This is a genomic window from Nocardia sp. NPDC023852 (assembly GCF_040639505.1).
Classification (GTDB): domain Bacteria; phylum Actinomycetota; class Actinomycetes; order Mycobacteriales; family Mycobacteriaceae; genus Nocardia.
Genome location: NZ_JBFAAB010000014.1, coordinates 133,608 through 158,656 on the forward strand (window position 1 = coordinate 133,608; position 25,049 = coordinate 158,656).

General features: G+C 66.2%; 21 protein-coding genes. 6 read left to right on the forward strand and 15 right to left on the reverse strand.

The features are described from left to right. The first annotated feature begins 311 nt into the window (after positions 1-311). On the forward strand, positions 312-1,076 hold the full coding sequence (locus AB0H00_RS19835) for an SDR family oxidoreductase (protein ID WP_357268086.1): 765 nt from the start codon (positions 312-314) through the stop codon (positions 1,074-1,076). A gap of 34 nt (positions 1,077-1,110) precedes the next feature. Here AB0H00_RS19835 and AB0H00_RS19840 read toward each other — a convergent pair whose 3' ends face one another. The 14 genes from AB0H00_RS19840 to AB0H00_RS19905 form a co-directional block, all read right to left on the reverse strand. Continuing rightward, entirely contained in the window at positions 1,111-2,130 is a 1,020-nt protein-coding gene (locus AB0H00_RS19840) for an MBL fold metallo-hydrolase (RefSeq protein WP_357268088.1), read from the reverse strand. Beyond that, positions 2,127-2,462, reverse strand: a complete 336-nt coding sequence (locus tag AB0H00_RS19845) for an EthD domain-containing protein (protein ID WP_357268090.1) — start codon at positions 2,460-2,462, stop codon at positions 2,127-2,129. The genes AB0H00_RS19840 and AB0H00_RS19845 overlap by 4 nt, the downstream gene beginning before the upstream one ends. Positions 2,463-2,531: 69 nt before the next feature. After that, positions 2,532-3,155, reverse strand: a complete 624-nt coding sequence (locus AB0H00_RS19850; RefSeq protein ID WP_357268092.1) for a TetR/AcrR family transcriptional regulator — start codon at positions 3,153-3,155, stop codon at positions 2,532-2,534. 40 nt (positions 3,156-3,195) lie between these two features. Further along, a complete protein-coding gene (locus AB0H00_RS19855; RefSeq protein ID WP_357268151.1) occupies positions 3,196-4,710 on the reverse strand; it encodes a class I adenylate-forming enzyme family protein in 1,515 nt (504 codons plus the stop codon). A 59-nt stretch (positions 4,711-4,769) separates the two neighbouring features. Further along, positions 4,770-5,822 (reverse strand): NAD(P)-dependent alcohol dehydrogenase, encoded by a 1,053-nt coding sequence (locus AB0H00_RS19860; protein WP_357268094.1) that lies wholly within the window; start codon positions 5,820-5,822, stop codon positions 4,770-4,772. Beyond that, entirely contained in the window at positions 5,822-6,601 is a 780-nt protein-coding gene (locus AB0H00_RS19865) for an SDR family oxidoreductase (protein WP_357268096.1), read from the reverse strand. Before AB0H00_RS19865 ends, AB0H00_RS19860 begins: the two co-directional genes overlap by 1 nt. Positions 6,602-6,614: 13 nt before the next feature. Continuing rightward, positions 6,615-7,373 (reverse strand): glucose 1-dehydrogenase, encoded by a 759-nt coding sequence (locus AB0H00_RS19870; RefSeq protein ID WP_357268098.1) that lies wholly within the window; start codon positions 7,371-7,373, stop codon positions 6,615-6,617. Continuing rightward, positions 7,370-8,572, reverse strand: coding sequence for an acyl-CoA dehydrogenase family protein (locus AB0H00_RS19875; protein ID WP_357268100.1), 1,203 nt, complete (start codon positions 8,570-8,572; stop codon positions 7,370-7,372). Before AB0H00_RS19875 ends, AB0H00_RS19870 begins: the two co-directional genes overlap by 4 nt. Before the next feature lie 30 nt (positions 8,573-8,602). Beyond that, positions 8,603-9,559: a phosphotransferase family protein gene (locus tag AB0H00_RS19880; RefSeq protein ID WP_357268102.1), complete on the reverse strand. Its 957-nt coding sequence runs from the start codon at positions 9,557-9,559 to the stop codon at positions 8,603-8,605. Further along, a complete protein-coding gene (locus tag AB0H00_RS19885; RefSeq protein WP_357268104.1) occupies positions 9,556-10,785 on the reverse strand; it encodes an acyl-CoA dehydrogenase family protein in 1,230 nt (409 codons plus the stop codon). Before AB0H00_RS19885 ends, AB0H00_RS19880 begins: the two co-directional genes overlap by 4 nt. Before the next feature lie 7 nt (positions 10,786-10,792). Next, positions 10,793-11,944 carry a thiolase family protein gene (locus AB0H00_RS19890; RefSeq protein ID WP_357268106.1) on the reverse strand — a complete coding sequence of 384 codons (1,152 nt, stop codon included), beginning with the start codon at positions 11,942-11,944 and terminating at the stop codon, positions 10,793-10,795. Further along, complete coding sequence (locus tag AB0H00_RS19895) at positions 11,941-12,315, reverse strand: OB-fold domain-containing protein (protein WP_357268108.1); 375 nt, start codon at positions 12,313-12,315, stop codon at positions 11,941-11,943. The genes AB0H00_RS19890 and AB0H00_RS19895 overlap by 4 nt, the downstream gene beginning before the upstream one ends. A gap of 37 nt (positions 12,316-12,352) precedes the next feature. Continuing rightward, positions 12,353-13,141: an enoyl-CoA hydratase/isomerase family protein gene (locus AB0H00_RS19900; protein ID WP_357268110.1), complete on the reverse strand. Its 789-nt coding sequence runs from the start codon at positions 13,139-13,141 to the stop codon at positions 12,353-12,355. 111 nt (positions 13,142-13,252) lie between these two features. After that, positions 13,253-14,395: an acyl-CoA dehydrogenase family protein gene (locus AB0H00_RS19905; protein WP_357268112.1), complete on the reverse strand. Its 1,143-nt coding sequence runs from the start codon at positions 14,393-14,395 to the stop codon at positions 13,253-13,255. A gap of 93 nt (positions 14,396-14,488) precedes the next feature. Here AB0H00_RS19905 and AB0H00_RS19910 point away from each other — a divergent pair, with 93 nt between their 5' ends. Further along, positions 14,489-14,872, forward strand: a complete 384-nt coding sequence (locus AB0H00_RS19910; RefSeq protein ID WP_357268114.1) for a nuclear transport factor 2 family protein — start codon at positions 14,489-14,491, stop codon at positions 14,870-14,872. After that, positions 14,869-15,243 (forward strand): hypothetical protein, encoded by a 375-nt coding sequence (locus tag AB0H00_RS19915; RefSeq protein ID WP_357268116.1) that lies wholly within the window; start codon positions 14,869-14,871, stop codon positions 15,241-15,243. The genes AB0H00_RS19910 and AB0H00_RS19915 overlap by 4 nt, the downstream gene beginning before the upstream one ends. Before the next feature lie 303 nt (positions 15,244-15,546). Here the strand turns inward: AB0H00_RS19915 and AB0H00_RS19920 are convergent, their stop codons facing one another. Next, positions 15,547-16,008 (reverse strand): hypothetical protein, encoded by a 462-nt coding sequence (locus tag AB0H00_RS19920; RefSeq protein WP_357268118.1) that lies wholly within the window; start codon positions 16,006-16,008, stop codon positions 15,547-15,549. Between the two features lie 528 nt (positions 16,009-16,536). Here AB0H00_RS19920 and AB0H00_RS19925 point away from each other — a divergent pair. From AB0H00_RS19925 to AB0H00_RS19935, 3 genes are all read left to right on the forward strand, one after another. After that, positions 16,537-17,166: a GNAT family N-acetyltransferase gene (locus AB0H00_RS19925; RefSeq protein WP_357268120.1), complete on the forward strand. Its 630-nt coding sequence runs from the start codon at positions 16,537-16,539 to the stop codon at positions 17,164-17,166. Positions 17,167-17,235: 69 nt separating this feature from the next. Further along, complete coding sequence (locus AB0H00_RS19930) at positions 17,236-23,649, forward strand: SDR family NAD(P)-dependent oxidoreductase (RefSeq protein WP_357268122.1); 6,414 nt, start codon at positions 17,236-17,238, stop codon at positions 23,647-23,649. After that, positions 23,646-25,028: an aminotransferase class I/II-fold pyridoxal phosphate-dependent enzyme gene (locus AB0H00_RS19935; RefSeq protein WP_357268124.1), complete on the forward strand. Its 1,383-nt coding sequence runs from the start codon at positions 23,646-23,648 to the stop codon at positions 25,026-25,028. The genes AB0H00_RS19930 and AB0H00_RS19935 overlap by 4 nt, the downstream gene beginning before the upstream one ends. Positions 25,029-25,049: the final 21 nt, after the last annotated feature.

Below are 25,049 nucleotides of genomic sequence, written 5' to 3' on the forward strand. Positions count from 1 at the left end.
GGCGAACGACCACTGCGCGACAAGGTGTTTCGACTGTCATAGTCGACATCAGCGCCGACCGGTGCGCGGTGATCGGGCTTTGGCCGCCCGGGCGCCTGCGCAGCGCGTATTCACTTCATATTATTTGCCGCGCGACGTTTGACACCCCGATGCGTTTCACCTAGATTTCAAACTGACATCAGTTCAGTTTGGGCGAGTGGATGCGCTGCTCTTCTTATTGGCGGTTCCTGGTGGCGCTCGCGTACCTGGTGGTACTGCCGATGATCCGCGTGCCCCGGGTCGGCACAATCCCGACAAGGAAAGGCCGCACTATGGCATCGGTCCTGTCCAGACTTCAAGGCAAGGTCGTGCTGGTGACCGGCTCGACCGGCGGGATCGGCGTAGAGATCGTGCGCAGGCTCGCGGAGGAAGGGGCGTCGGTGGTCGTGACCGATCTCGACGCGACCGCATGCGCTCGACTGGTAACAGCGTCGGCCCATCCCGAACGGCATCTCGCGCTGGGCCTGGACATCACTCAGGAGAATCAGTGGCGCGATGTCGTCGCCGGTGTCCGCGAGCGTTTCGCCGGTCTGGACGGCCTCGTCAACAACGGCGCCATCGGCAGCCTGGCCTCGGTCGTGGACGAGGATCTCGACCGGTACAACCGGGTCATCCAGGTGAGTCAAGCCGGCACCTGGTTGGGGATGAAACACGCGGGAGCGCTGATCGAGCAGAGCGGAGGAGGTGCCGTAGTCAATCTCTGTTCGATCCTCGGCACCGTCGGCGGGCTCGGCAACAGCCTTGCGTACGCCGCGGCCAAGGGTGCGGTCCGCACCATGACCAAGAACGCCGCCCTGCATTGGGCGACTAAAGGCGTTCGGGTCAACTCCATCCATCCCGGATTCATCGAGACCGAGCAGCTGCTGGAGCGGTACGGCGGCAGCGAACGACACAAGGCGATGCTCACAAAGACACCGATGGGCCGGCTCGGCCGCGGCGAGGAGGTCGCGGCGGCGGTCGCGTTCCTGGCGGGGGACGACTCGACCTTCGTCACCGGCACCGAACTCTATGTGGACGGCGGTTGGACTTGCGCCTGAGACAGTCCGTCGACGACAGGAAGCGACGTCTTCTTCAGTGCGCGATGGAGAAGACGTCCACGCTGTCGTTGTCCTTTACCGTCAGCATGTTCCGTACGACCAAGACGTCGAGATGTGCCATGGTTTCGCAGGTGGCCACCATCTGATTGAAGGTGTCCAGCGTCGTGAACCGGCGTTCGCGCCGGGTCCAGGTCAGCGCCGCGGCGACCGCGAGTCCGGTGCATGGCTCCAGATCCGCGACTACGGCGCGGATCTGGGCGAATCGGTGGTCGTGATGGGCGAGCAGATCACGCGCTCGCCGCCCGACGCTGCCGCCGACCGGTCCGTGTGCGGGCAGCATCGTCTGGTCGTCGTCATCGCGCAGCATCGTCAGCGACCGCAGAAAGTTGTCCAGCGGCAGGTCCCACGAGCCCAGTTCGAATCCGATCGACGGGGTGATCGTGGGCAGCAGGTGATCGCCGGTGAAGATCAACCGTCGTCGACGATCACGGAAGACCATATGGCCCTTGGTGTGTCCGGGTGTCGCGAGAACTCGCAAATCGTATCCGGCGAGCGAAACCGAACCCGGGCGCAACCAGTGATCGGGCTTCTCCCAGTCTCGCGGGTCGAAGGGCTCGGCGACGCTCTCGGCGTAGGCGCGCGCGGCGATATCGGCCGCGTCGGCGCGTCGCAGTTCACGCAGCGAACTCTCCGGCACGCTACTGGCCAGCAGTCGGATCGCGTCGAGGCCCGGCGATTCGTCGACGCCGAGATGGATGCGACAGCCATGCCTGCGGCGCAGCTCGACGGCGAAGGTGTAGTGGTCACGGTGGATATGGGTGACGAACACGTCGTGGATCTCGTCGGGGGAGCGGCCGATCCGCGCGAGTGCGGCGGAGAGTTCGCGGTAGGTGTCCGGGCGGTGCCATCCCCCATCGACGAGCGCGAGACCGTCGTCGGTCTCCAGAACGTAGACGTTGACCGCGCGCAGGCCGTCCTGCGGTAGTCGCAGCGGGATGCGATGGATGCCTTCGGCGATCGGAAAGCAGCCGGGTTCGGCCCAGTGAGCGCTCATTCGGTGGAACCGGCGAGTGGCACCATAGTCTGCTCCTCCCCGAACCAGATCATGCGCCGCCCGCCCATCGCGCCGACATTCCGCACCGCGGCCTTCCATTCCGGGCTGGCCAGGGCGGCGTCGAGCGCGGCACGGGATTCGAAACTCAATATCGACAGCCCGTCCCAGCCTGCGGACTTCTCGTCGGCCGAATCGAGCAGTTCGGTGTGTTGCCAGCGCAGTAGTCCCGGCAGTGGGTAGGTCACTTCGGCGTGTTCACCGCGCCACCAATCGATGAACTGGTCGTGCGACCAATCGCTGGGGCGGGATGCCAGAACGAGGAGGTTGTACATCACTACTCCTAACTGAATTCTGTTCGGTTTACGGGTCGACGCGGGCTCCTGATCCGCGCCCAGACGGCGCTACTTCCGAACCATCCGAACAGCCGCGTCGGTGACGGTTTCGGTGATCTGAGCCAGGGTGAGGTCACCGTCGGGCCGGTACCAACGCCATACGCTGATGACCACGCCGAGCACCAGCCGCCCAAGAATGCGTGGGTCCCCGCCGGCGAAGGCCCCGGTGTCGATTCCCCGTGCGATCAGCTCGGTCCAATTCTGCTCGATCTTCTGTACCAGCTCCCGGGACCGCAGGCGCTCGGCCTCTTCCTTCACCGACTGGCGTGGCGCCGCCAGCAGATCCATATGGTTCTGCAGAATTCGTCGCTGGAGGGCATCGGTCGGTGTGGCGCGCAAGGCGGCGGCCACCGCGGCCCGCAGAGCTTGTTCGGGCTCCGTTTCGTCCTCGATCGCGGTGATGAAACGGTCGACGGAATCGGCCAATTCGAGTCGCATGATCGTCAGGAGACAGTGCGCCTTCGACTCGAAATAGTGGTACAGGGCGGTCTGGCCGATTCCGACCTCGTCGGCGATCGACGCCCATTTGGTGTGCTCGTAACCGACTCGTCCGAATTGTGCGATGGCCGCGGCGAGGATATTGCCGCGCTTCGAGCGCGAACTTTCCCGGCGTACTCCGGCGTCAACGGTCATGAGCGCAATACCCCCGGTCGAGTGTGTGGATGCTTCAACACTACCGCACCTGAGGTGAACTCGGGTCAGCTGCGGCGAGCTCAGATGCCAGGCGGACTGCCTCCGGCCGGGACAATTTGCCGACGCGGTTCTGCGGCAGATCCGCGACGGTGAACAAATACTCGGGCCATTTGAACTTGGGAAAGTCCGCCGCCGCGAGCTGTTCGGTCACGTAATCCAGTGCCAGCGGTGCACCGTCGGTGACCACCAGCGCGGCCGCGCGCTCACCGAGCAGATCGTCGGGCACCGGGACGACGCACACCTGCACCACACCGGGCAGGCCCGCGATAGCCGCCTCCACTTCGTTGATATCTATATTGCGTCCGCCGCGGATGATGATCTGCTTCTGCCGCCCCATCACCCGGATCGAGCCGTCGACCGCGACCTCGACCAAGTCACCCGTGGCAAGAAAGCCGTCCGCCGTGAGCTCCGGCGGCACCGGGGCGCCGCCACGCGCGTAGCCGACGAACAGCGACGGTCCCTTGACCTGGGCATCGCCGATCTCGTCGGCAGGCAGCGCATTGCCCGCGGCGTCGACCGCACGCACCACCGTTCCCGCGAACGGGCGCCCGTCCCTGCCGAGCCGGATCGCCGGTGGATCGTCCAGCCGCGGGGTGGTGTGGCCGAGACATTCCGACATGCCGAACACCCGTAGGAAGGTGGTACCGAGCTTGTGCTCGGCCTCGGCCAATGACCGTTGGTTCATCGGGCCACCACCCACGGTCATCGCGCGCAGCGTCGACAATCCGCCCGCACTGTCCTCGACGACCGACAGTTGCAGAGCCATGGTCGGAACCAGCATCGTCCAGGCCACCTCGTCGGCCGCCATAGCGGCCAACGCGCCCCCGGGTGACCATTTGCCGATCGCGACCATCCTGCCGCCCAAATATGTCGGCAAATACATGCCGAAACAGAACGCGGCCACCGACGACAGGGGTACGAACGCTCCCACCGCGTCACCCGGTCGCAGACCGACGGCCTCGATCGTGCTGCGGCAGGCGTAGCGGATGGCTTCCTCGGACTGCACCACGCATTTCGGCCGACCGGTGGAACCGGAGGTCATGGCGATGGTGGTACCACCACGCCAGCGATCCACCGGACCGAACCGCCCCGACCGGGCACGCAACAGATGGTCGCCGAACGCGGGCTCGCTGAGCGGGAAGTCGCCGTCCGGAACCTCCCAGCGGCATAGGGCCTCGGGCTCGGCGACCACCAGATCGGGATCGATATCCTCGACGACCAGCCGGAACTCGGACTCGGTGGCGTGCGGGCCGAACACCGCGACCACGCCACCGCGCAGACCGACCGCGACAGCGGCCGCGAGGGTGCGCCAGGTGTTGTCCGCTTGCACCAGCACCGTGGGGCCGTGCCGATCGAGGCCGGCTATGCGTTCGGCCAGCATGCGCGCCGCCGCCATTATCTCGTCCACGGTGTGCTTGCCGAGTTCGTCGACGACCGCGATCTCCTCCGGGGACCGCCGCGCCCGTTCGAGCATTTCCTTCGCCAGTGCCTTCATCATCTGTTCCTTGTGCCGCCGTGCTCTCTGGTTTACTCGCCGCTGATTTCGGCGGGCACTCAGCCGGTCAAAAGTGGGGGAACCAGTACCGCACGACCCGTGATGTCGCCGGCCCGAAGTCTGCGGTAAACCTCGATGGCGTCGGTGAGCGGGTATGTCGTCGCCGTCATGTGCAGCGCGCCACGTCGCGCCAGGTCGACCACGGCCATCAGATCGGAGCGCGGCCCCCAGAACGGTGCCGTGACACGCCAGCCGGCGGCGAGACCGACATCCTTGCCGACTTCGAGGCGGCCGCCCGCGCTCCCCACCACCGCCAACCGGCCGCCTGGTGCGAGAACGGCTGCCGCCGATGCGGTGGTCTCGGGTGAACCGACGAAATCGAAAACCAGATCGGCGCCGTCCTCCAGAGCCGAGCGTGCGGAGCCGAGGTCCGCGAGCGCCGTGTCGGCGCCGAGCCGCCGTGCCATGTCCAGGGCATCCGAGCGAGTGTCGACGGCGACGATTCGGCCGACACCCAGATCACGCAGTACCTGTATCGCGAGATGGCCGAGGCCGCCGATGCCGATCATGAGGCAGATCGCGCTTTCATCGATCAGGTCGAGGTGCTCGCGCACGGCGTAGTAGGCGGTCAAACCCGCGGCGGCGAGCGGAGCACACGCGACGGGGTTGACGCCATCGGCTGGGACTACGAACCGCGACGAGGGAACGATCATCGCTTGGGCCAAGCCGCCGTGGTGTCCCAGGCCGTTGCCGATCGGCGCCAACCGTCCGTCGGGCCTCGGCCGCAGCCGCAGGCAGTAGTTCTCGCGGCCGCGGGCACAGCTGCGGCAGGAGCCGCATCCCCAGACGCCGTGCACCACGACCGCTTCGCCGAGCAAGGCGCTGTCCGCGTCGGGACCGACATCGACGACGGTCCCGGCGACCTCGTGGCCGAGAGTGAGCGGCAGCGGGTAGTCGAAGCTCCCGGCTGGGGCATCCATGACGTGCAGATCGGAACGGCACAATCCCGCGGCAGTGACCTGCAACAGGAGCTCCTCGCCGCGTGGCAGGGGAACGGGGATGTCCCGTAGCACCGGCTCGGCGCCCCACGTGGTCAGCTGGACGGCCAACATCAGCGCGCGGTCCAGCCACCGTCGACGACGAGCGTCTGCCCGGTCATATACGACGACGCGTCCGAGGCCAGGAACAGCACAGCGCCGTCGATCTCCCCGGTCACGCCGCCGCGACCGAGCATCGTGTTACGGCGCACCCACCCGGCCGACTTCTCGTTGCTGAACAGGCCGTCGGTCATCTCGGTATCGAACCAGCCCGGTACGACGGCGTTCACGCGGATGCCGCGCCGGCCCCACTGTCCGGCGAGTTCTCGGGTGAGGCCGAGCGTTCCCGCCTTGGACGCGGCGTAACTCGCGCCGCCGATCGGCGCTGTCGACACCAGGCCGATGACGGACGAGATATTGATATAGGACGCCCGTTCCCCGTCCGGCAGCCGGGCCGCCGCATAGGTGGCCAGGTGGAAGCCGGCGAGCAGATTCACCTCGAGAATGGAGGCGAACCCGTCGGCCGTTTCCTCCTCGGCGTTCGGCGGCCCGGGCTTACCCGCATTGTTCACCAGGACATCCAGGCGACCGGACTGCTCGTAGCACCGATCGACCAGCGCCCGCCGGTCCTCGTCGCTGGTTACGTCGCAGCGCACCGGAACGATCCGCGGCTGGTTGTCGGCTAGTGCCTCCAACCGGTCCAGCCTGCGCGCCGCGGCGTAGACCGTGGCGCCCGCGCCGGCGAGCATGGTGGCGAAGCCGAGCCCGAGGCCCGAAGACGCGCCTGTGACGACGGCGACTCGTCCCCCCATCCCGAACAGCCTGCTCAGTGTTTTGGTATCCGATCCAGTCATCGCGACAGCCACCTCAATACACCGCGGTCCGGCCGCCGTCGACGGGGATGATCGCGCCCGTGGTGTACCCGGCGGCGTCGCTCGCCAGGTGCGTGACAAGTCCTGCGATCTCGGCGGGCCTGCCCAGCCTTCCCGCGGGCAGGCGATCAACGATCTTGCCGACGAACTCGTCGTCCCAGTGCTCGGACATATCCGTTGCGAATCCGCCGGGCATGACACAGTTCACCCGGACCGTCGGCGCGTATTCCTGCGCGAAGGCCATGGTCAACGCGTTGAGTCCGTTCTTGGCGGCCGCGTACATCGCCTCGGGCGGACTCGGACGGACCGCGCCGATGCTGGAGATGTTGATGATCGATCCCCCGCCCGCGGCGGCCATCCGCGCGCCGGCGACCGCCATCAGCCGGAACGGGCCCTTCAGGTTGACCTCTATGGTCTTGTCCCATAACCCCTCGGTGACCGACGCGAGATTCTCCGCGAGCGGCGCGATGCCAGCATTGTTCACCACCACGTCGAGGCGTCCGAACTCCGCGATGACGCGGTCGACGGCGGGCTCGATGGAGTCCCATTTGCCGACGTGTAGTTCCAGCGGATGGGCACTGCCCGGCCTGCAGTCGCCGAGCGATGTCACCGCTTGCTCGCAGGCCACCAGCTTGCGGCTGGAGACGATCACCGTGCTGCCCGCATCGCACAACCCGCGCGCGATCGCCAAGCCGAGTCCGCGGCTGGCACCGGTGACCAAAGCGACCTTCCCGGTCAGATCCGTTGTGCTCATCGGTATTTCTTCACCTCGAGACGTGCGATGGTGCGCAGGTGTACTTCGTTGGGGCCGTCCGCGATCTGCAATGCCCGGGTGATGGCATGCATGCGCGCCAGCACGGTGTCGTCGCTCACACCAGCGGCGCCGAAGGTCTGTACGGCCCGATCCACCACGGTGTGTGCCACCTCCATGGCCGCCACCTTGATGGCCGCGACCTCCGAACGGGCCGCGGCATTCCCCTTGGTGTCCATCAGCCAGGACGCCCGCAGGACCGACAGCCGGATCTGATCGATTGCTATGCGGCCGCGCGCGATCCATTCGCGTACCACGCCGCGATCGGCGAGGGGACCGCCGAACGCGGTGCGTTCCAGCGATCGGCGGCACATCAGCTCCAGGGCTCTTTCGGCCATGCCGATGGCGCGCATCGCGTAGTGCACTCGGCCCGGCCCCAGCCTGCCCTGGGCGATGGCGAAGCCGTCGCCCTCGGCGCCGAGCATGTTCTCGGCGGGTACCCGGACATCGGTGAACTGGACCTCGCCGTGGCCGAGGCGGTCACGAAAGCCGAACATGGGCAGGTCGCGCAGCACTTCGATACCGGGCGCGTCGGTGGGTACCAAGATCATGCTCTGCTGGCGATAGGTCTTGGCCTCGGGATCGGACTTCCCCATGAAAATGATGAGCTCGCAATCCGGGTCGAGTATGCCGGAGATGTACCACTTGCGGCCATTGAGAATGTACTCGTCGCCGTCACGGCGGATGGTGGAGGCGATGTTGGTCGCATCGGAGCTGGCGACTGCTGGTTCGGTCATCGCGAAGGCGGAGCGAATACTGCAGTCCAGCAACGGTTTCAGCCAATGCCGCTTTTGCTGTTCGGTCCCGTACATGGCGAGGATCTCCATATTGCCGGTGTCGGGGGCCGAACAGTTGATCGCCTCGTTGCCGATGACGGACCGGCCGACCACTTCGGCCAGCGGTGCGTACTCGACGTTGGTGAGTCCGGCGCCGAGGTCGTCGTGCGTCATGAACAGATTCCACAGCCCCATCTCCCTGGCTTCAGCCTGCAGTTCCCGCATGATCTGCGGTTGCTCGTGAGGATTGTCGTTGGCGGCGACCTGCTCGTCGTATATCCGCTCGGCGGGGTAGACGTAGCTGTCCATGAAGTATTCGAGCTTGTCGAGCAGGTCCTCCGTGCGGGCGGAGTAGGAGAAATCCACGGTGCGGCTCCTGGGCTGGGGGAGTGGACGTCAACCGGCGAGTAACGCGGTTCCGGTCTCGATGAGGCGGTTGATGGTGGCGGGCAGCTTCTCCTGGTCCGGGTCGTAGTGCCTGCCTTCCCGGTGCCGCCGCAGGTTGTGGCCCATGATCGCGGCCATCTTGAGTCGGCCCAGCGCGTCGAACCAGGACAGCTCCGTCAGAGCCGGCCCGCCGTTGCGGTACAGGTCCACCAGTTCCGGCGCACCGGGCAAACCTGGGACTTCCCGGCCGACGCCGGGAAAGTTGCCACCGTCGGCGAAGACGAGGAACCACCCCAGCTCGACCCGCGGATCGCCCGCGCTCCAGATCTCCCAGTCGATCAGCGCGACCGGTTCGATGCCGTCGGAGATGATGTTGCCGAGCCGGTAGTCGCCGTGCACCAGCGTCGGTGTCACCGGTTCGGGGATGCGTCGTCCGAGCAGACCGAGCAGCCCGTCGCCGCCGGCGACCAAGTCGGCGGGAACCGCGTCGAGCGTGCGTGCCCAGCGGGCTAGTTCGTCGGCCGGGGTGAGAGGTGTCTCGACGCCGGGGACGGTGGCCGGGTCGACGGCGTGCAGCCGGGGCAGCACCGCGGCGGCGCGTCGCATCCGCGCCGCCGCCAGCCCGGGCTCGACGGCAGGATCGTCCAGCACCGGCTCGAGCGATTCGCCGGCCACGAATTCCATAGCGAACCAAGCAGGTTCACGATCATCGACCGCGATGATGCGCGGCACCGGGACCGAGCTTCCGGCCAACACCTGCATGACGCGGGCTTGGCGCAGCATATCGTGACGGCCGATGGGCTTACGCCCCTCGGGCACCGCCTTGATCACGTAAGATCCGCAGGTCGCGGCAACCCGATAGGTCAGCCCGGAGTGGCCGCCGGACAACGGTTCGAACGTCGTGACCGCGACGTCGAGGTCGGCGCGCAGCCGGTCCCGGACTCGTTCTTCCACCGTCGTGCTCATCGGCGCGGCTCCTTGGGCAGGCCGAGCACTCGTTCGGCGATGATGTTGTGCTGGATCTCGTCGGTGCCGCCGGCGATCCGGTAGCCGGGCGCCCCGAGGACGTGCTCGGTCCACGCGAAGGTGCCCCACCTACCGGAATCCGTAGTCAGGTCGCGTCCGAGCAACAGCCGCGCCACCTCCGAAGTCCGGGCCATGGTGTCGGTGGCCAGCAGCTTCCCGACCGACGCCTCGGGCCCAGGGGCTTGGCCCGCGAGCATGGCCGCGGCGACCCGCATAGCGGCGACCCGTTGCAGATAGCTGCGGGTGACCAGATCGGCGACCCGGTCTCGCTCGAGCTCAGTCAGGTCACGCCCCAGATGCCGCGCCAAGACGACTGCGTGATCGGCGTTCGCGAGGCCGAGGTTCGCGCTGTCGAGGCGTTCGGCGGCCAGCACCGTGAGCGCGACCGGCCAGCCCTTGCCGACCGGTCCGAGGCGATGGTCGTCGTCGACCTGGACTCCGTCGAGATAGACCTCGTTGAACGAACTTCCGCCGGTCATCTGCCGGATCGGCCGGATCGTGACCCCCGGTGCGTCCATCGGAACCAGGAACACGGTCAGGCCCGCGTGTTTGGCCGCGGACGGGTCGGTGCGGCATACCGCGACACCGATATCGGCGACTCGTGCCCCCGAGGTCCACACCTTGTGACCGTCGATCGTCCAGGTTCCGTCGGTGTTCTGGATCGCGCGGGTGCGGACCGCCGCCAGATCGGATCCGGCCTCGGTTTCGGAGAAGAGCTGGCAGGCGATGATATCGGTCCGCAGCATGGCGCGGACATAGCGTGCCTTCTGCTCGCCGGTACCCCACTGCTCGATGGTGGGAGCGACCAATTGCTGTGTCACCGAGAACATCTCGGTGCGCCTCGGCACCTCGAACTCGTCTTCTGCCCGGCGGAAGGCGAGGACATACGACAGGGGCAGCTCGCGGCCGCCGTAATTCGTCGGCCAGTCCAGGGGCCCCCACCCGGCGTCGAACTTGGACCGTTCGTACGCGCGGATCCGGTCGGTGTGGACGCGTTCTTCCTCAGCGGTCCAGTTCTCGAAGACAGCGACCGAATCCGGTCCGTCGCCCCAGGCGGATGCGGTGCGTGGCGCGGCCACGCCACGCAGCCATGCGCGGGCTTCCCCGGTGAACCGGGCGAGGTCGAGAAGAGTGCGTGCGGTCACTGTGTCACCTCGGATAGACATGCTCGGCTCATACCGAAAGGACGGTGCAGGCACTGATACCGGGCGCCCCGTACACATGGGTGAACCCGACCTTCGGAGCTCCGGGCACCTGCCGCGCGCCTGCTTCACCACGTAACTGGGTGACTATCTCGTGCACCTGACGCAGCCCCGAGGCGCCGATGGGCTCGCCGTTGGCGATGCAGCCGCCGTCGGTATTGACCGGTAGCCGCCCGCCGATTTCGGTGGCACCCACGGCGATCATGGCCTCCTGCTCTCCGTGCGCGCAGAAACCGCACTCGGCCATATGCATGATCTCCGCACCACTCTCGGTGTCCTGTAGTTGGGCGACATCGATGTCGCCCGGTCCGATCCCGGCCTGTTCGAACGCCGCTGCGGCCGCGTCCGCGCTCACGCTGGTCGGCTCGCCCGAACCCTGGATCGCGGGACTGAAGACCTCGAATGAGCCGAACCGACGCGTGCGATGACTGATCGCACGCAAGTGAACCGGTCGCCCGCCGAGTCGTCGCACCACCGACGCACCGGCGACGATTACCGCCGCGCCCCCTTCGCCCGGAGAACAGAACATGTACTTGGTCAGCGGATCGTTCACCATCTGCGCGGCGGCGATCTGTTCCGCCGATATCGGCTCTTGTCGCCAGGCGTTGGGGTTGCGGCTGCCGTTGCGGTAGGCCTTCTCGGCGACCTTTGCCAGCGTGGCGGAGGAGATCCTGTGTTCGCGCATGTAGCGGCCGATCTTGGCGCCGAAGAATTGAGTGGTGACCATCAGCCCGGCCGCGCCGTAGCCCTCGGGCAGGCCCCAGTCGGCCGGCCTGGGGTCGAACGCTCCGCGGGGGTGCTTGTCGAAGCCGACGGCCAGCGCCAATTCGGCGGCACCGGAGCGCACCGCGTTGACCGCCGAGGACAGGGCGCTACCACCGGTAGCGCAGCCGTTTTTGACGTTGGTGAACGGTATCCCGGTGAAACCCAGTTCGGCGACGAGGGTGTCGGCAAGCCCCGAGCCATCGCTGCCGCCGAAGGCCACCTCGATATCAGGCCATGTCAGACCCGCGTCGTCGAGCGCGGTGTCGATCGCGGTCACCGCCATCTGCCGACCGGTGACGCCGGGTTGTCTGCCGAACCGGGACAGTCCGCAACCGATGATCGAAACTGGCTGTGTCATCGGGCCTCGCTCCGCTGGGTGGATGATGTGGTGAACCGGGGAACCGGGGCGACCGCGACGAGTCGCACCGGCGCCCCGTCGAGATCGGCGAAGTCTTGGCAGTCGAGTACCGCTTCGACCTTGATCCCCTCGGGAAGTTCGACGTATCCGACCGCGAATGGCGAAAAACCTTCGGCGGGAACGGCATACGGTGGCGATTTCGGTGGGAACCGCTGCACGGTGTAGGCCCAGACCACACCCTCGCCACTCAACGCGAGCGGGATGGCCGTCGGCTTGGCGCAGCGTGCGCATACCGCACTGTCCGGATAGCCGACGGTGCCGCACACGGTGCATTTGCTCCCTACCAGCACCGGAGTCACCGGCTCACCCATGTCTTCATCCTTTCGGCGTCGCCCGAGAGACCGAGAATCAGCGACCGACCCACTTGGGTTCGCGCTTCTCCAGGAAGGCGTTCACACCCTCGCGCGCGTCCTCGGACTGCAGCGCGTTGCCGACGGCCAGGTGCTCCATCACCATCAGCGACTGGATATCGGCGTCCAGGCCGCGGTCGATAGTCATCTTGGTGAGCCTCATCGCGAACGGGCTCTTGTCGACTATGGGTGCGATGAAATCGGCGACCAACTGGTCGAGTTCGTCCGCCGGGACCGAGGCGTTGATGAGATCGAAATCGACGGCCTCCTTGCCGGACAGCAGCTTTCCGGTCAGCATCAATTCCTTGGTCTTGCGAATACCGATCATTCGAGGCAAGCGGTAGATCGGGCCCGCGCCACCGAACAGTGCTCGCCGGATATGGAAGTCGCCGATCTTCGCGTCGTCGGCGGCGACCGCGAAATCGCAGGAGATCATCAACTCGAACCCGCCGGCGGTGACATATCCCTCCAACACCGCCACGGAGGGGGTGTTCATCGAGTAGAGGCGATCGCACACTTTGGCCGAGAGCACCGCGACGTCCATCGCATTGGTCTTGCCGACGTAGTTGTCGCGCAATTCGTCGAGGTCGAAGCCCGAGCAGAAGGTGTTCGCGCGGCCCCTCAGGACGAGGACCTTCAGATCTGGGTCGTTATCGACCTCCACGATGATCTCGTCGAGCCGGTGCAGCAGTTCCACGGTGACGGCGTTCTTCTTGCGCGGGCGATTGAGCCACACGCGGGCGACATCGCCGTCTTTCTCGAGCACGATGTGGTCGGTGTCAACCATCTTGACCTCTTCCAAGAAATTGAACTGGATTCAATTCAGTTGTACTCGGTCGGAGCGGCAGCCGTCAATACGGGAGTGGCTGCCCGTTCACCGCTTGTCGATCTGTCCTGCTCACAGGCCGATCAGGGTGGCGATCCTGGCCCGATGGATACGGGCGTCGCCCTGCGCCGCTTCGTTTCCCAACGCCCTGCGGAAGTAGGAGTGTGCAGGGTGCTCCCAGGTGAAGCCGACACCGCCGTGTAACTGGACGGCCTCCGTCGCGGCATGCACAGCAGCATCGGTGCATACCGCGCCCGCCACGGCGACGGCCAAGCGTGCCGAGTCGGGATCCTCGGCGTAGACGGCGGCGGCGTACCGGGACGCCGATCGGGCGCGTTCGAGCAGGACCAGTAGATCGGCCAACCGGTGTTTCACGGCCTGAAAGGACCCGATGGGACGACCGAACTGGTGACGAGTTCGCGTGTACTCCACCGTCAGCTCGAGCAGTCGCTCCACGATGCCGGTGTTCTCACAGGCCAGAGCGAGTGTCGCCAGGTCGCGCATCCGCGATGTCACCGCCTCGGTCGCATCCGGCTCCGTGAGAACGATGGCCGGACAGCGGCGCACCGTCACATCCGCTTGTCTCCGGGTCGGATCGAGCACCTGTCGTTCTGTTCGCACCGCGTCCACGTCGGGGCGCAGGGCAAACAACCGGCGTCCATCAAGGCTCGAGGCGGATGCCACGATCACGTCGGCGGTGCCACCGCCCGCCAGATGGGTGACCGTGCCGTCGACCGACCATCCCCTCGGGGAGCGTTGCGCCCGCAGATCGTCGGTGCTGGGGTCGAGTGCACTGACTGTCGCCAAGGAGCGCCCTATGAGCACGTCCGGAAGTGGATTGTTGTCAGCAGGATCGGCCCGCAGGAGTGCCTGCGCGCCGAGGACGGCCGAGCTGAATACGGGCTCGCATACCAGCGCTCGCCCGCATTCTTCGAGAACGATCGCGAGCGCGGTCGTGCTGTAGCCGAGGCCACCGCGTTCCTCGGGGATCGCCAAGGCGGCCACCGACATCTCGTCGACGAGTAGCTGCCACAGCCTCGGCGAATAGCCGAGATCGGACGAGGCCGCTGCGCGGACCTGCGCCATCCCGCTGTGTTTCCCGAGCAAGGCTCGGAGTGAGTCGCGCAGTGCCGTGTCTTCGGGGGTGGGTGACAACGCGGCCGGTTCAGAACGAGGCCAGGGAGCTTCGGCGGCGGCTACTGATGTCGAAGGCATGATCCTCCGGTCGAGTTGAGTTCAGTTCAATAACCTTGAGGATAACCGTTCCGGCCCTCGACAAGAAGAGGTTTATTGAACTAAATTCATTTCGTGAGCTACGTAATCGAGGACTATTACGCGACGGTCGACAGCGGCCGACTGCGTGCCGCGGTGTCCTTGTTGGCCGCAGATGTCGAATTCGCGATGATCCTGCCCACCGGCGTGAACCGTGGCCGTGGTCGCTCAGCCATGCTCGACTACCTGAGCGGCAGGCCTGAGGTGACCCGCAGACACCGGCTGCTGCGGGTGGCCGCCGACGGTGATGTGCAGTTCGCGCACGGGGCGGTCACTGAGCACGACGCCGTCACCACCGGATACTTCGTCGGCGTGATGCACATCGGCCCCGACGGCCGAATCGATCGCTACCAAGTCTCGTTCAGTGCGGACTTCGCGCTACTGCCGACGCAGTCCACGAGCAAAGGTGCGCAGCAATGATGGCGACGACAGTGCCGGTGCTTGCTCGGTGGTTCGAATACATGGATTCCGACGACCCGGACCGCGTGCTGGACATGATCTCCGACGATTTCGCGATGTCGGTGCAGTTCTCGCAGGGGGGCGGGAAAAGCGCCGAGTTCATGGGGGACCGGAGCGGGCTGATCGGATACCTTGCGCAACGGGAGAAGAGCACCCTCGTGCATCACATCGACGTCGGTGCGATGGTGGGCCGGCATGAGCTGGCGCTGGGCCGGACCACCAGGGCGGGGGCGTTCGAGGCGTCGTTCAACGCATCGGCGCAACTGAACGCCGACGGCAACGTGCGGCGGCTGCTCATCGCGCGCACTCCGGAAGTGGCTTTCGCCCACTGATCCGCTCGAGGTCGGACGACGGCGAGATCACATGCTGCGAGCCGGACCGCGTTTGGGCGCGGCCCGGCAGCACCGAGGATGAGCGGACCGATTTCCGCTGCTGGGGGCGCTCCGGAAGTGTGCCGGATCGCGGCCACATCAAGCGCCTGACCGCTGGTCGACCACTGCATGCCACACCGACTCGCCAACCCCGCTCCCGGATCCGGCAGCGGCTCACCGCCTGGCCGTGCTTGCACCGCGACCGCCGAATAGCCTGCGGTACAGGCAGGGCCTGAGGGCGCGCCGACCGTCGAATGCGACGGGTTACCGCGGCCGGCAGCTCGGGCAGTACAGCGCTGCGCCGATCACCTGCCAGTCCTGTCTGTTGAGCCAACGACGGACGGTGTCGGGCAGCTCACCGGATTCGGTGGCCACGGCCAGGTCCCCGGAGAGCAGTGGACCGTCTCCGCAGATGACGCAGTCGAGCCCGACCGGGCACCGAGTGGGCTGGCATCGCGCGCAATGCTGGTGGGTGCGCAGCTCCTCGGGCCCGCTGGGGTCGGGGTAGAGCCAGGTAACCATGAGGTCTTGGCGTTGCCTGGCTCGTTGCCGTTCATCGTCGGGCAGCCATCCGCAGCTGGGACAACGGGTGCGGCTGCTGGTCGCGGCCAAGCTGTCCATGCGCCGCAGTGAACCGGAATTGTCTCGCGTCGCCGCGAGTTCGGCGCCCGAGGATGCTTCCTCGGGCTGGCCCGCTGCGGGCGGATACGGGTCGAGCAACGCCATGGCTCGCTCCTTCGCGCAGGCAATGCGTCGCCGTGTCGCAGATCTCTTTTTCTTCCCGCCGTCCCATGACGCCATTCAGTAAAGGCGGGATCTACTCGGCGCAAACTGACGGTAACCTGCCCAACCGCGATTCCGACGAGGCCGCGCCGAGACATCTGGAACCGCATCCAGGGCTTGCGGTCGGTGCGGTCGAGTGGAACGAAGCACCGTCGCGGCGGAGTCGCGCGGATGAAGCGGAGAAAGCCTCGAACGATTGACCAATACCCTTCACTGTGGTCTGAATTGCCTGATTTGCCGGAAAGTGCTGGTAGTGACGAGGTTTAGTTCCCAGAAGTGGCAAGCCGAAAGCTTGTGATGTGACGCACCATACTCAAGACTGCTGTGCAGGGCGACAATGAAACCCGTTATCCATTGCACGCTACTGACCGGTAGCATCATGGGTGAGTTGATGTAGTCTACTGGTCGGTAGCTTCGCATATGGGCCGCTGGCTAAGTCGGGTAATCGAGATCACGTGAGGACAAGCAACTTTGGAGCAGCCGAATAGGCTGGTCGTGCGGCCGGCCACGCGCGACGATGTGACCGACATGGTGCGTGTGCTCAGCGCCGCCTTCGCCCATGACGATCCGATCGAGGACTTCGTCTTCCCGGATGAGGGATCGCGTCATCGTCGTGCTCCGCGGATGTTGCGGCTGTTGATCGAGCACCGTTTCCTGCCCGCGGGCGGTGCTGAGGTGGCCCTCGTCGACGACACGTTGGCCGGTGTGTTGCTCTGGTATCCGGCCGGATACCGGACGAACCCCTGGCGCGAGCTCGTCTTGGGCCCACAGCTACTTCTCGCGATGGGTACCGCGGTGCGACGCGGTATTGCCGTGGACACCGCTCTCGAGCGAACGGCGCCAGCGGAGCCTCATTTGTGCTGTGTCTATCTCGGCTGCGACCCCGGGCTGCAGCGCAGCGGTGTCGGGCGCGCGTTGTTCGGATCGTTCGTAAAAAAGTCCGACGCGCAATCGGTTCCGTTGTATGGACTGTGTAAGGACGCGAATGTCGACTACTACCGTGCCTTCGGCGTCGAGCCGGTGGCGAAGACGGTCTTGGGCCGCACTGGTCCCGTGATGAACGTGGTGGCTCGTCAGCCACTACGCAGCGCTGACCCGTAGCGGGGCCGGCAGCGCGTCTCGCATTCCCTCGGGGGGAGAATTTTTCCGAGTTCGACCGAGGAAGTTGTTGTGTCCGATATTGCAATCATCGGTATCGGCTGCCGGTACGCCGGCGGCATCGATTCCCCCGAATCCTTCTGGGAATTCATCGTCGGTAAGGGCGACGGCGTAATGGAAATTCCCGCGAGCCGTTGGGATTACCGCCGTTTCTACGACCCTGATCGGCGTACACCCGGCCGGATGTACACCAAGCGTGCGGCTTTCATGACCGGTGATCCGTGGGCGTTCGACCCGGACTTCTTCGGCATCTCGCCGCGTGAGGCGGCGGCGATGGATCCACAGCAGCGCCTCGTCCTGGAGGTCACCTGGGAGGCATTCGACGACGCGGGGATCGCCGGGCGGGTCAACGGCGCACCGCTGGGCGTCTACGTGGGCGCGTTCACCATGGACCAGCTGGGCGTTTCGGTCGGCGGCCCCGCGCTGCCGTTCGTCGACATGCATACCGCCGTCGGTGCCTCGTACACGATGATCTCGAACCGGATCGCCTATGCGCTCAACCTCGTCGGCCCTGCGATCACCGTCGACACCGCATGCTCGTCCTCGCTGGTCGCGGTGCACCTGGCCTGCCAGGCCCTGGACAGCGGCGACTGCGAGGTCGCCATCGCAGGTGGTGTGACCGTACTGGCCGAGCCCGAGCCGTTCGTCTCCATGTGCAAGGGCGGCTTCCTTGCCGCCGACGGCCGCAGCAAGCCCTTCGACGCCGCCGCCGACGGTTACGGCCGCGGTGAGGGCGCCGGCATGGTGGTGCTCAAGAAGCTGGCCGATGCCGAACGCGCTGGTGACCGAGTCTATGCGGTGATCAAGGCGACCGGATCCAACCAGGATGGCCGCACCACGGCGATCACGGTGCCCAATGCCGATTCGCAGGAGGCCTTGGCGAAGCGGGTGACCCACCGCGCCGGCATCCGGCCGCACGAGATCACCTATGTGGAGGCGCACGGCACCGGCACCCCGGTCGGAGACCCGTTGGAGCTGCGGGCAATCGGCCGTGCCTATGGTGCCGTCGAGGGCCGCACCACACCGCTGGGCGTCGGCTCGGTCAAGGCTCAGCTCGGCCACACCGAGGCCGCGTCCGGCATCGCGAGTGTCATCAAGTCGGCGCTGGCTGTGTCCAAACGGACCATCGCACCGCAGGGTTGGCTGGACACACCGAACCCGGAAATCCCCTTCGACGAACTCGGCATCCGGCTGCAGCTGGAGGTCGAGGAGGTCGATCCCGAGGTCGAGCGGATGACCATCGCGGTGAACGGATTCGGCTATGGTGGCACGAACGCACACGCGATCCTGCAGGAGTACCGCGCGCAGGAGGAGCGCGATCAGCAGCCGAAACACTATGGAGTGCTACCGATTTCGGCCCGTAGCGAACAGGCCGTGCGAGATCTCGCCCGCGGTTTCGCCGAGCGAATCGCCGACGGCGCCGACCCGGGGCGCCTCGCGGAGGCGGCGTGGACCCGGCGCAGTCACCATCTGTTCCGGGCGGGGATCACCTTCGGTGACGACATCGAATTGGTGCGCGGGCTGGTCGAATTCGCGGGCGGCGCGGGCCGGGTGAGCCGGACCGTCGCCCGCAAGGTGCCCGAGCCGGTGTTCGTGTTCACTGGCATGGGTCCGCAGTGGTGGGCGATGGGCCGCGATCTCCTGCAGGCAGGCGGCACTTTCGCCGCGGAGGCGAAGCGCATCGATGCAGTGTTCCGGGAGGTGGCCGGCTGGTCGATCGTTGAGGAACTGATGCGGCCTGAGGAGGAGTCGTGCGTTACCACCACCGCGGTGGCACAGCCCGCGAATTTTCTCGTGCAGGTATCGCTTTACGCCATGCTGGAGGAATTCGGCATCAAGCCTGCTGCGATCGTCGGCCACAGCGTCGGTGAGGTGTCGGCCGCCTATGTGACAGGCATGCTGTCATTGCGCGATGCCCTGCTGGTCAGCTATCACCGCGCCCGGTTGCAGGCCACGACCGCCGGATCCGGCGGCATGCTCGCGGTGGGACTGACCCCGGCCAAGGCGCAGGAACTCATCGAGGGTGACGCCCGGGTCGATATTGCGGCCATCAACAGTCCGTCGGCGGTCACCATCGCCGGTGAGGTGTCCCGCCTGGACGAGATCGCGGCGTCAGTCGCGGAACAAGGCGTCTTTGCCCGTCGATTACAAGTCGAGGTGCCGTACCACAGTTATCTGATGGATCCCATCCTGGACGAGCTGCGCTCCGTTTTGGCGGATCTGCGGTTGTCGCAGCCTCGAATCCCGGTGTATTCCACCGTCACCGGTGCGCGCGTCAACGAGGCGGATTGGGATGCCGAGTACTGGTGTGGGAACGTCCGGCAAGCGGTGCGCTTCGCCGACGCGATCACCGAACTCGTGCATGCGGGTAGTCGCGTGTTCCTCGAGGTCGGCCCGCATCCCGTGCTGGGCGCAAACATCCGCGAGACCCTCATCGCCGCAGGCGAAGCCGGAACGACCGTCGCCACACTCCGCCGCAAGCAGTCCGATGCCGACAGCATCCGCCAGACCATCGGCGGCCTGTACACCGCCGGAGTGCTCGATATCGATGCGCTGTTCGTCGATCTGCCGTCCCCGACACGGCATATCGATCTGCCGGTGTACCCGTGGCAGCGAACCCATCTGCGCAGCGACATTCCGGCGTACCAACTCAAGCGGCACGGCACGCCGAACGCGTATCCGATGCTGGGCGACCAGGATCCGGACGACACCTCGATGTGGCGGCTCGAGCTGGGCATCGAATCGCTGCCGTGGCTGGCCGACCATGTGGTCGGCGGATCGCGGATCCTGCCCGGAGCAGCATATCTGGACGCGGCACTCAGCGCAGCGGTGCTGCGAACCGAGTCCGCGTGCGTGGCGGTCGAAGACGTGCGCTTCGTCGCACCGCTGGTCATCGATGAGGGCGAGACGCCGATCATGGAGTTCGACCTGGAAGAGTCGACCCGGCGCTTCACCATTCGGTCGCGCGATGTGGCGGGTTCGGTCTGGACGATCAATGCCGTCGGACGGCTCGTGGAGGGCGTTTACGAACCGGCCAAGATCGATGTGCCCGACGACGAGTCGATGCTGGAGATCGATCCCGTCGATTTCTACGCAAGCCTTGCGGCGCATGGGCTCGACTACGGGCCGACTTTCCGCCGCGCGACCTCGATCCGCCTCTCCGGCTCGACGGCCATCAGCACCGTGGACGGCACCATCGCCCGTCACGCCCGGCATCCAGCGCACCCAGCCGTTGTCGACGCCGCGCTGCAGAGCGTGGCCGCGCTGCTCTCGGGCGGCAGTAAACAGGACGGTGCGATGGTTCCGGTCGCGGTCGGTGCGGTGCGGTTGTTCGCATCGCTCCCCGAGAGGGTCACCGTGGTGGCCCGCCTCGACACGACGGATGAGCCGACGGCGGATATCGAGCTGCTCGACGCCGACCACAACCCGTGCGTGCAGATCGTCGGGATGAAGTTCGGATCGATCGCACCGCGACCAGGTCCGATGCAGCGCATGATCGACTTCTTCTATGAGGATCGCTGGGAGATGCGCGAGCCTATCGATCACGCCGCGCTCCCGACGACGGACGGTCTGTGCACCGTGGTCGTCGCGATGGACTCCGCAGCTACCGCGCGTGCCGAGCAGATCGCTCGGATCACCCGTCCGGACATCGATGCCGAGGTTCCTGCGCTGATCGTCACGGGTGATCCATCCCGCGCGGATCTGGAATCGGTAGTGTCCGAAAGCCTGCGGGCGGCAATGGCGCTCCGGGGTGTCGATCGTCTGCATCTTGTGGTAGTCGCCGGCTCGAGCTATGACGATATGGACAACCTCTGGACCCTGCGCCGGATTGCGCTGGCAGCGGAACATTTCCTCGACTCGACCGCGGAGAATTTCCTCGACGCCTGGCTGATGGAGCAGGGTTCCGAAGGGAATGTTCTGGGCGACGGTACCTTCTATGCCTCTGTGGTGACTGAGCACGCGTACACGCACCCGGAGGGTGATGTCGCACCGAATCCGAGCCATGCCGCGCTGGCGGGCGCCCGGCGTGCGTTGCTCAATGAGCAGACGCGGTTGCGGTGGCGACTGATCGACGTCGAAGCAGACGTCGCGGATGCGGATCTCCGGGCGGAACTGACCATTCCGGGAGCCTTCAGTTTCGACCATGCCGATGAGGTGTTCCTGCGCCACGGTTTGCGCTGGACCACCGTGGTGAGCCGGACGCTGCAGAATCGTCTGAACGTGCTGGACGAGACCGAGGCGCTGCTCGACTCGGAAGCCGATTTCCGGCTGGAAATCCCCAAGACCAAGACCTTCTCGCGGCTGGGCTGGCGGCGCAGCGATCGGCGCGAGCCCGGCCCGGGCGAGGTGGAAGTGCGGATGGCGGCCGTCGGTCTCAACTACAAGGACTCGCTGCGAGTCATCGGCTTGCTCGGCGAGCGTGAACTCGGCGACACCTTCTTCGGCACTGCGCCGGGTATGGAGGGTGACGGCACCGTCGTCCGCCTCGGCCCGGGTGTCACCGGATTCGAGATCGGTGACAAGGTCAGCTTGGCGTGCAAGGGGATGATCGGCCGATTCAACACTCTCAGTGTGGATCTGGTCTGGCGCGTCGGTGACGGTTTCGAACCCGGTCGATGCAGCAGCTCCACCTCGTTCGTCGCCGCCGAGCACGCGCTGCTGGAACTGGCCCGGCTCCAGCCGGGGGAGACGGTGCTGGTGCACGGCGCGGCCGGCGGTGTCGGCTCGGCGGCGGTGCAGATTGCGAAACTGCATGGCGCACGGGTGATCGGCACCGCAAGCACACCCGAGCGTCGCACCTACGTGTTGGATCAAGGCGCCGACCATGCGCTGCAGTCACGGTCGCTGAACTTCGTCGACGATGTTCTCGAACTCACCGACGGTCGAGGCGCCGATGTGGTGATCAGCTCGGCGCCCGGCGAGATCGTGGTCCAGAACTTCGCCGCGGTCGCGGAATTCGGGCGCATCATCGAGGTCGGCAAGGCAGACATCTATTTCGGCGGCGTCCTGGAGCTGCGGCACTTCGACAAGAACGTGGCGTACTTCTCGTTCGACCTCGACCGGATGATGAAGCTGCGGCAGCACAAGGTCTTCGATTTCGTCAAAGCGGTCAACGGCAGGCTTTACGACGGCACCTACCGGCCGCTGCCCTTCGACACGTTCGGCACCGCCGATGTCGCCCAGGCGTTCGAGGAGGTGGCGCGATCCACCCGGATCGGCCGCGTCGTGTTGCGGATGGACGAGGAGGCGCCGCATGTGCGCCCGCAGATTCCCGATGTCGTCATAGACCCAGACGCTCAATACCTGATCACCGGCGGTTTCGGTGGGTTCGGGTTGGCGATCGGGCGCTGGCTGGTCAGTAAGGGCGCGCATCGCCTGACGCTGCTGGGACGAGCAGGCGCCGCCACGGAGGAGGCCCGGCAGCAGCTGGCCATCTGGGAGCAGCAGGGAGTCGGGGTGACCACGGAGCTGGTCGATGTGACCGATGCGGTGGCCGTGAGTGAGGCGATCGCGCGGGCGCACCGGCCTGAGCATCCGCTGAAGGGCATCTTCCACACGGCGGGCGCGGTAGACGACAAGCGGATCGGCGCGATGGATCGCAACAGCTTGGCCAAGGTGTTCCGGCCTAAGCTCGACGGCGCGCGTGCCTTGCACGCCGGTGTCGTGGCGGCCGGTGCACAGCTCGAGCAGTTCGTCCTGTTCTCTTCGGGCAGCGCCATATTTGGTGGTATCGGCCACTACTCCTATACCGCAGCCAATATCGCGGTGAACGCGTATGCCGAAGCCCTCGCCCGCGAGGGGGGCAACGCGCTGGCCGTCGGCTGGGGCCATATGACCGGGGCCGGTATGGCTGCGGCCGACGAGAATCTTGCTCGGTACCTGGTCAACACGGGATTCGACACGATCGAGATGGACGATGGTCCGCGATATCTAGAGGAGGCATTGCGACTCGGCGTCACCCGGGTCGACATTTTCCCGATCAACTGGCCCCGGGTCGCGGCCACGGGACCTCAGCTGGCACTGACCGGCCGGATCGAGGCCATGATCGCGGCGGCGGCGCAGAACGATTCCGCCGCGGCACGGTTGCGGTCCGAGCTCGCCGCCCTCGACGAGGCCAAACGCGACGAAGTGGTCACGCACATGCTCGCTGAGCAGTTGGCCTCGGTGATGGGTGTGGCCGCCGAATCGATCGACCTGACCGTGCCCCTGCCCGAACTGGGCCTGGATTCGCTCATGGCGGTGGAATTCGGTTCGCTGGTCACGCAAACCCTTGGTGTCGAACTGATTTCACTGAAGCTCGGGCGTTCGTTCAGCCTGGGGCAAGCCGGCGCGAAGGCCGCCGAGGTAATCGTCGAGGGCGCCGGATCGCAAGGAATTCGACACACATCGGTCGGCGCTCCGACGGTGACCGAGGTGCCGGCATGACCGAGTCGGCGCGCGACTTGGCGCGAAAGTTACTGGCAGGCAGCGGCTCCGGAAATCCAGCGGCTTCGACGCTGACACAGCAGGTTCGGCCGGTGGCGCAGTCCCGTTCGCGTCGCGGGCCGGGACGCCAGTTCGCCGATCATCCGGACGTGGTGGCGGCCGTGCGGAAGCGGGCGATGATCGCGTCACTGTATGAGCAGACTCGGCTGGTGAACCCACTGTTCCTGCCACGAACGGGGCCGAATGACACGGTGATCCGCGTCGCGGAGCCGAGACTGGCGGACGTCGATCTCGTGAACTTCAGCGCTTACAACTACCTGGGATTGGCCAACCATCCCCGGGTAGTCGCGGGCGCTAAGCGGGCCCTGGATCAGTTCGGCGCGTCGGCGTCGGCCAGTCGCATCGTCGCCGGGGAGATCCCCCTCTACCAAGAGCTGGAACGCCGCCTTGCCGACATCTACGGTGTCGGCGACGCCATGGTGACCACCAGCGGTTACCTCACCAACGCTGGTGTGATCGGATTCCTGCTCAGGCAGGGCGACGTCGCGATCTGCGACACGCTTATCCATGGCAGCGTCATCTCCGGCACCCAATGGTCCGGTGCGCGGCGAATCAGCTTTCGCCACAACGACCCGGAGTCGCTGCAGTCGGTGCTGCGCACCTCCCGCACCGGGTTCGACCGTGCGCTGGTGGTGCTCGAAGGCCACTACAGCATGGACGGCACCGTCGGCCGCATCGACGAATTGGCCGCCATCGCAAGAGAATACGACTGTGCGGTGATGGTCGACGAGGCCCACTCGTTCGCCGTCTTCGGTGACAAAGGCCATGGCATGCGCGAGTATTACGGTCTTCCCGGTGATGCCGTGGACATTTGGATGGCCACGCTGTCCAAGGCAGTGGGCAGCACCGGCGGATTCGTCGCAGCGGATGCTGATCTCATCGGTGCGATGAAGTCGTCCGCCCCGGGCGTCGCAATGCTCACCGGTGCGCCCGCACCGGCGGCCATCGGCGCCGCCCTGGCGGCACTCGATGTGCTGGAGAAGGAGCCAGAGCGCCTGACCCGCCTGTGGGCGAATGCCCGCTTGTTCCATGGTGCGCTGTCCGAACGCGGCCTGAATCTCGGTGTTTCCCAAGGCACCCCGATCGTGCCCGTCGTCGTTCCTGGCGAGATTCGTGCCGGCTACGTCTCCTCCACGCTGCTGGAGAACGGCGTTTACGCCGGCCTGATCTCCTCGCCCGCCGTTCCCGCTGGACAGGAACGCCTTCGCTTCTTCGTCACCTCGGAACACACGGAGGAGCAGCTGGCGACAACGGTGGATCTGCTGACGGAGACGATCGGCCAAGCCGAGAAGATCCCGGACATCACGGCCGACGGATAACCTCCGCCGGCCATGCCCTTC

Bases quoted from the DNA above. Each gene is read 5' to 3' on its own strand.
- AB0H00_RS19915 (WP_357268116.1), top strand. From the start codon at position 14,869: ATGATGGCGACGACAGTGCCGGTGCTTGCTCGGTGGTTCGAATACATG.
- AB0H00_RS19855 (WP_357268151.1), bottom strand. From the start codon at position 4,710: ATGAAGGCACTGGCGAAGGAAATGCTCGAACGGGCGCGGCGGTCCCCG.
- AB0H00_RS19935 (WP_357268124.1), top strand. From the start codon at position 23,646: ATGACCGAGTCGGCGCGCGACTTGGCGCGAAAGTTACTGGCAGGCAGC.
- AB0H00_RS19920 (WP_357268118.1), bottom strand. From the start codon at position 16,008: ATGGCGTTGCTCGACCCGTATCCGCCCGCAGCGGGCCAGCCCGAGGAA.
- AB0H00_RS19835 (WP_357268086.1), top strand. From the start codon at position 312: ATGGCATCGGTCCTGTCCAGACTTCAAGGCAAGGTCGTGCTGGTGACC.
- AB0H00_RS19860 (WP_357268094.1), bottom strand. From the start codon at position 5,822: ATGTTGGCCGTCCAGCTGACCACGTGGGGCGCCGAGCCGGTGCTACGG.
- AB0H00_RS19870 (WP_357268098.1), bottom strand. From the start codon at position 7,373: ATGAGCACAACGGATCTGACCGGGAAGGTCGCTTTGGTCACCGGTGCC.
- AB0H00_RS19850 (WP_357268092.1), bottom strand. From the start codon at position 3,155: ATGACCGTTGACGCCGGAGTACGCCGGGAAAGTTCGCGCTCGAAGCGC.
- AB0H00_RS19845 (WP_357268090.1), bottom strand. From the start codon at position 2,462: ATGTACAACCTCCTCGTTCTGGCATCCCGCCCCAGCGATTGGTCGCAC.
- AB0H00_RS19885 (WP_357268104.1), bottom strand. From the start codon at position 10,785: ATGTCTATCCGAGGTGACACAGTGACCGCACGCACTCTTCTCGACCTC.
- AB0H00_RS19895 (WP_357268108.1), bottom strand. From the start codon at position 12,315: ATGGGTGAGCCGGTGACTCCGGTGCTGGTAGGGAGCAAATGCACCGTG.
- AB0H00_RS19890 (WP_357268106.1), bottom strand. From the start codon at position 11,944: ATGACACAGCCAGTTTCGATCATCGGTTGCGGACTGTCCCGGTTCGGC.
- AB0H00_RS19880 (WP_357268102.1), bottom strand. From the start codon at position 9,559: ATGAGCACGACGGTGGAAGAACGAGTCCGGGACCGGCTGCGCGCCGAC.
- AB0H00_RS19865 (WP_357268096.1), bottom strand. From the start codon at position 6,601: ATGACTGGATCGGATACCAAAACACTGAGCAGGCTGTTCGGGATGGGG.
- AB0H00_RS19840 (WP_357268088.1), bottom strand. From the start codon at position 2,130: ATGAGCGCTCACTGGGCCGAACCCGGCTGCTTTCCGATCGCCGAAGGC.
- AB0H00_RS19905 (WP_357268112.1), bottom strand. From the start codon at position 14,395: ATGCCTTCGACATCAGTAGCCGCCGCCGAAGCTCCCTGGCCTCGTTCT.
- AB0H00_RS19900 (WP_357268110.1), bottom strand. From the start codon at position 13,141: ATGGTTGACACCGACCACATCGTGCTCGAGAAAGACGGCGATGTCGCC.